7 protein-coding genes are annotated in these 6000 nt (G+C 61.7%); 2 read left to right on the top strand and 5 right to left on the bottom strand.

The features are described from left to right. Positions 1–189 (top strand): hypothetical protein (locus tag HWX34_RS19025; protein WP_218645251.1); only part of this gene is annotated, 189 nt, incomplete at its 5' end. Between the two features lie 64 nt (positions 190–253). Here the strand turns inward: HWX34_RS19025 and HWX34_RS19020 are convergent. The 4 genes from HWX34_RS19020 to copC form a co-directional block, all read right to left on the bottom strand. Next, complete coding sequence (locus HWX34_RS19020; protein WP_178973735.1) at positions 254–445, bottom strand: hypothetical protein; 192 nt, start codon at positions 443–445, stop codon at positions 254–256. A gap of 124 nt (positions 446–569) precedes the next feature. Further along, the gene (locus HWX34_RS19015) at positions 570–1748 is read right to left on the bottom strand and encodes an MFS transporter (RefSeq protein WP_178973734.1); all 1179 of its coding nucleotides are present in this window, start codon (positions 1746–1748) and stop codon (positions 570–572) included. A gap of 181 nt (positions 1749–1929) precedes the next feature. Next, the gene (gene copD / locus HWX34_RS19010; protein ID WP_218645250.1) at positions 1930–2823 is read right to left on the bottom strand and encodes a copper homeostasis membrane protein CopD; all 894 of its coding nucleotides are present in this window, start codon (positions 2821–2823) and stop codon (positions 1930–1932) included. Beyond that, positions 2820–3185, bottom strand: a complete 366-nt coding sequence (copC, locus tag HWX34_RS19005; protein ID WP_178973733.1) for a copper homeostasis periplasmic binding protein CopC — start codon at positions 3183–3185, stop codon at positions 2820–2822. The genes copD and copC overlap by 4 nt, the downstream gene beginning before the upstream one ends. Positions 3186–3597: 412 nt before the next feature. Here copC and HWX34_RS19000 point away from each other — a divergent pair, with 412 nt between their 5' ends. Continuing rightward, entirely contained in the window at positions 3598–4608 is a 1011-nt protein-coding gene (locus HWX34_RS19000; protein ID WP_178973732.1) for a sensor domain-containing diguanylate cyclase, read from the top strand. A gap of 9 nt (positions 4609–4617) precedes the next feature. On the opposite strand, the gene HWX34_RS18995 is transcribed toward HWX34_RS19000, so the two are convergent. Beyond that, on the bottom strand, positions 4618–5922 hold the full coding sequence (locus tag HWX34_RS18995) for a PepSY domain-containing protein (RefSeq protein WP_178973731.1): 1305 nt from the start codon (positions 5920–5922) through the stop codon (positions 4618–4620). Positions 5923–6000: the final 78 nt, after the last annotated feature.

The following is a 6000-nucleotide window of genomic DNA, read 5'->3' as shown; positions in this document are numbered from 1 at the left end:
TTGATTCAGGCCACCATGGACGAAGTGCTGTCACCCATGAAAGCCTCCGCATTGTATGTGGGCATGCAATACCGTGCTCCGCTGGCGTTTTACAGTGCCATGGGTCTGGATGAGGCCAGCCTGGACGCCATGCGCAGCCGTTTTGCGGCAAATCTGCTGGCTACGCTTGGTAGCCAGCACGCCGCCTGAATCATCATCTGATACGACAAGGCCCTCAGTTGCTTGAGGGCCTTGTTGCGTCTGCTGCCAGGCTTCAGTGCAGCCCGGCATTGCGCTGCTTCACCACGGCGCAGGGGGTGCCGGCCGTGCAAAAGGCATCGTTCAGATTGTCAGATTGGCCGTTTTGCTGACTGACAGAGCTGGTTTGATCGGCTGCGGTAGCGGCCCGGCTGAGCGGGCTGAACACGAGCAGGGACAGACATAGTGGAAGGGCGTGTTTCATCATGCTTCCTTTCCTGATGTGATCCGGCAGAGCCAGGGTGGTGTGGGTTTTGACCAGGTTTTGACCAGCGGGTGCGGTGCTGGCCTGGATGAATTGTTAATGAATACAACGGCTTGTGTTTTGTTTGTCAGGTGCTCAACGGGCGCAGTCGCTCGCCGCTGCCTGCCAGCAAGGCAGCCGTCAGCAACAAGCCGACGCTGGCAAGAAAAGTGGCATGGATGGACCACTGGTCCAGCAGAACCCCGCCGAGCGCGCCACCACACAGAATCGCCAGCTGAATGGCGGCCACCATCAGCCCGCCGGTGCGCTCGGCCTGACCCGCGACCCCCTGTGCCATCCAGGCAGACCAGCACACCGGAATGGCGGCATTCACCAGCCCCCACGACATCAGCAGCATGGCTACCGGCCACAACAGGCTGCCGGTCAGCAGCAAGCCGCCAGTCAGCAGGGCCAGCAGTAATGGCAGCAGCCCCAGCAGGGAATAGAGATGGCGCACCACCATGGCACTGGCCATCCGGGTGCCGACAAAACCGGCCAGCCCCAGACCAAACAGTAATAGTGATAACTGCGGCAGGCTGACCCGGGTCAGCTGTTCCAGAAACGGGCGAAAGTAGGTGAAAGCGGAAAACGCACCGCCAAAGGTCAGCATGACGGCAAGCAATGCGTAGCGCACATGGCGCAAGGACAGCAGGGTCAGCGGGTTGGCGGCAGTTTGCCCGGGCGGTGCCGGCAGCTCTGGCAGGCTGCGCCACTGCCAGTACAGGTTGAGCAGCACCAGCGGAACCAGCACCCAGAACACCCCGCGCCAGCCGATGATGCCGCCCAGATAGCTGCCGACAGGTGCTGCAAAAGCGCCAGCCACCGCATTGCCCATATACAGCGTGCCGAGCGCAGCGGCCAGTTGTTCTGCGGCTACCAGTCGGCTCACCGTAGCAGTGGCCAGCGACCAGAAACCGCCAATCACCAGTCCCAGCACGGCACGCGCCAGCATCAGCATGGCAAAGCTGTCTGCCAGGGCTGTCAGCAGTACCGACAGCAACAGCAGCACGGTGAGGCAGAGCAGCACCGGTTTTCTATCATGCCGGCCGGTAAGTTTTCCCACCATCAGGCTGGCCAATACGGCAAACAGCCCGGACACGGAAATGGCTTGTCCGGCCATGCCATCGCTGGTGTGCAGGTCATTGGCAATCGGGGTCAGCAGGCTGACCGGCAAGAATTCGGCGGCAATCAGCAAGCCCACGCACAGTGACATGGACAGCACGGCTGCATGCTGTGGGCGGGCGGCAAGAGGGGTTGGCAAAGACATGGCATTTCACAAATCAAAGGGTTGACGCAGGGGGGCAGGGCTGGCTGGTGACAGCCTGTCCACGATGTGTGCAAAGCCTAAGAGACGGAAGGCGGGCCACGGTAGCCCATTGCTGGCGATCTCTTGCCTGATTCGCCAGGGTGCGCGGCGGGTACGCAATGAGAGGAGATGCGGAAGCGACTTAGCCTAACCAGCTGGTCTGGTGCGGGTCCAGTGTGCCAAGAACTGCCAGCAGAGTCAGCGCCAGCAGGCAGCAGGCAATTTGCAGGCAGACGGCACGTCGCAGGCAGGGCAGGCCTTGTGGCATGCGGGGCACCAGATGGTAGCGATTGTAGAGCGCCAGCACGGTCATGCCGGCTACCAGCAGCAGTTTCACGCCCAGCAGCGTGGCATAGGCAGACAGACTGTCCGGCAGCAGGCTGCCATTGATCAGATACCAGTTGATCAGACCGGTGGCAAACACCAAGAACACCACGGCATGGCCGGTGGTGGAAAAACGCCGCAGGATGCCGGGCAGGGCAGGCTGCAGGGCTGGCGCTGGCTGACGCAGCAATTGCAGCACCAGCGGTAGCGCGCCTAACCAGGCAGCACAGCTCAGCAGGTGCAGCCAGTCATTGCCACGGTGTGCCAGCCCCTGCCAGCCCTGTTGCATGGCGGCATGGCCGCTCAGGCTAAGGCTGGCCAGCAATGCGGCGCTCAGCCCTGCGGTGACGGGCAGGGAGTGGCGACTGCCAGCGCCTTTCGTGACCAGCCACAAGGCCAGCGCCGCCACCATCTGCCAGCACCAGGCATGGCCAATACCACTGTCACTCACCACGGTCAGCAGGCTGGCCGCTTGCCAGCTGTCCGCCCAGCCATCACCCAGTATCGCGCTGTGCAAGGGCAGGGCCGACAAGGTGGCCAGCAGCAGGACGCGCGCGGCGTGGCGGTTCCAGCTTGCCTGTTGCTGCCAGAAATCCTGACGCAACGCGGCAGGTAGCAGCGCCAGCACAAACAGGCTGCTGCCCCATAGCCACATGGCTGCGCCATCGGTCAGCCAGCGGCACAGCCATAGCAAGACGTCTATCGTGCTCACTTGCCAACGCTGAAGCTGTAAGTCCCGTTGGTTTTGTGACCATCAGTCGACAATACATGCCATTCCAGCTTGTACTTGCCTGCGGGCAGGGGCTGGGCCGGTTTGACTACCAGGGTTTTGCCGCCGTTGGCCAGCGTCGCTTCTGCCAATGCGATGTCCTGTTTGTCGGCATTGCTCAGCTTGATGCCGCTGAACTTTACTTCCAGTGCTTCGGAAAAATTCAGGCTCAGGCTGGCCGGGCTGCTGACCACGCTATTGGCTGCCGGTTCGGCCGATTTCAAATGCGCATGCGCCCAGGCTGCAGTAGTGGTGAGCAGGCTGGCGACCAGCACTAGCAAGGCAGAACGGATGGAAGCTTGCATGACAACTCCTGTTGGTTGGTATGTAAAACTGTTGAATACGGCATCCCGGCGCGGAGGCAGGATGCTAACGCATTGGCGCTGGCGCCGGTAGCCCGTTTTGTCTTCACCGGCAGTGCGCTAAGTGGCGTAGCCATGCTCTGCTTGCATGGCGCACCCGTGATGACCGGTCGCCATTGTAAGAAGGCAAGCGCGTGCGCGGGTGCGGCATATTGTCGCAGTGCTGCCGGCAAGCTGCTTGCCGTAGCCGGGGGCATAGCAGTGAAGCCGCAGTAGGAATTAGGCTGATCGGCGCTGTGCGGGCTTCTAGATGAATAAACTAAGTGTTTCTACTAGAATATGTTTATTCCACAGCGTGAATGCACTGGATGCGGTTTTCCTCGTCATTGAAATTGAACCGGGTATGGGAATGGGAATGGATCGAATCCTGTCGCAGCTGTCCTCCTCCCTGAATACGGCACAGACCATCGATCAGCTGGTGCGTCCGATGCTGGACATGCTGGCGATGATTACCAATATGGAGTCCACCTACCTGACCGATGTGGATCTGGACGGTCACAGCCAGCGCGTCCGTTTTGCGCGTAATAGCGGCGAGCTGACCATCGCCGAAGGCCTGACCGTGCAGTGGGAGGACACTTTGTGCAAGCGTGCGCTCGACAGCGGCCAGCTGGCTTGCAGTAGCGTGCCGCAACGCTGGGGCGATTCCGTCACCGCTACCCGCTTGCATATTCAGTCTTATGTCAGTGTGCCGGTCAGCAATGCCGACGGACAGCTGCTGGGCACATTGTGCGCCGCCAGCACCCGGGTCGTGAGGATTACCGAGCAGGTGGAAGCCCTGTTCCGCCTGTTTGCCAATATCGTCGGCAATTTCATCGAGCGCGAAGTGCTGATGGAAAAACTGCAGGCTGCCAACGACCAGCTGGCTACCCACGCCCTGACCGATCTGCTGACCGGCTTGCCCAACCGCCGTGCCATGGTGGCCGAACTGGAGCGGCTGTTGGCCCAGGCCGAGCGCAGCGGTGTGTCCACCCTGGTGGGGGTGATTGATCTGGATGGCTTCAAGCAGATCAACGACCGTTATGGTCATCAGGGGGGGGATGAATTCTTGCAGGCCATTGCCCGGCGGGTGCAAGCTGGTTTGCGGGGGAGTGACATCATTGGCAGGTTGGGTGGAGACGAATTCCTGTTTGTCGGCCCCGGCCCGCAGCAGGGCGACCCGCAATACGCTGCCGAGCGAACCCGGCAACGGCTGGAACAGCTGATTGCCGGACACTACCAGCTGGGCGAGCACCAGCTGGATTACGCTGGTGCCAGTGTCGGCGTGGTGGCGCTGCCGCCGCAACGCTGGACGGTGGAAGCCGCCATCGAGCAGGCCGACACCCTGATGTATCGCGTTAAAAATGCCCGACGGCAGGCAGCGGACTGAGCGGCACATTCAGCCGTGCTCCGCATTTTGCATGTTCACGTCCTGTTGCGTCGGCCGCTTGCCCTGGCCCTGCCGTGCCGACTTTTGCCGGCCCTGTCGTTTTTTCCACCAGATGGCCACGCCGCTGATGCTCAGCGAGGCCACCGCGCAGCCCAGCAACATGCTGAATACCTGATAGGGCACACCACCCACTGCCGCCATGTGCAGGCTGGTCAGCCAGCTGCGTATGGTGTCGCCACCGGCTTCCCCCGTCGGTAGCCATGCGCCCCGTTCGGCACCGCTGTCGCCATCAAAATAAACCACGGTACTGCCCCAGCGTTCACTCACATCCCGGCTGCTGCGGCTGCTGAAACTGTACAGACCGCGTGCCGGGTCATAGCTCAGATCATCCTCTTGCAAAATGGCAAAACCCTTGCGTGCCGCCAGCGCCGTCATCAGTGCCCGGCCACGGGTGCGGGCTGCATTCCAGTCCAGTCGCGGCAGGTGTTCGTCCTGGCGCATGGCGGCCTGCAGGGCGGGTTCCGGCTGGCTGGCAAACAGCGTTTGCATGACTGGCTTGTACACGGCGGGCAGATTGAAGGACACGCTGCTCCAGGCCAGTACCAGCAGCATGGCCCACAGCCAGAGCGAGGCAGCGCGGTGCCAGTCGAATATCAACTTGTAACTGCCGCTGCCACGGCGGATTTTCCATGACACTGCCCAGCGTTGCCGCCAGCTTTTGCCTGATGCCTTGGCGGTGTTCCTCGCCTGGCTGGCGCTTTTGCGCACTGGTGCCGGCAAGGTAAGCCAGGCACCAGCAAAGCAATCGACAGTCCACAGCAGGGCGATGATGCCAAACACTGTGCTGGCCCAGTCACCCAGCGCCAGCGAGTAATGCAGGCGGTAGATGAAGGGAAGCAGGTTCTGCTTGCCCTGGCTGATGTCTCCCCAGCGCCGCGCACCCTGAATCCGCCCGCTGTATGGATCGACAAACACCTGGTTATTGGCGGGTTCTGTCAGCGTGCCATCGGCTTGGATGCGGCCGGACAGCCAGAAAATCGCGCTTCTGCCCGCTTCCTGTGTCAGCGCTACGGTGTTGGCTTGTGCGTCGGGAAATGTCTGTGCCACGCGTTGGCGCAGTAGCAAGGGGTCCAGCGGCTGCGCGCTTGGCGCAGGGGCAGGGCTGTAGAACAGTTCCGGGTTCAGCCAGTGATCCAGCTGATCGTTCCACGCCAGAATGGCACCGGTGCCGCCTGCCAGCAGCAGGAAAGCGGCCATGGTGAGGCCCAGCCAACGGTGAATGCGGACGATGGTTTGTCGGAAGTGCGGTTTCATGTCTGCTGCCATCGGGGTTGGAGGGACTTGCTGGCCAGTGCCGGGTGGTCATCATCGACACGGCACTGAATCATGGCT

The sequence above is a fragment of the Aquitalea sp. LB_tupeE genome (genome assembly GCF_013391415.1).
Taxonomy (GTDB): Bacteria; Pseudomonadota; Gammaproteobacteria; order Burkholderiales; family Chromobacteriaceae; genus Aquitalea.
Note: the sequence above shows the minus strand (reverse complement) of the source record. Positions and strands in the feature narration are given on the sequence as shown.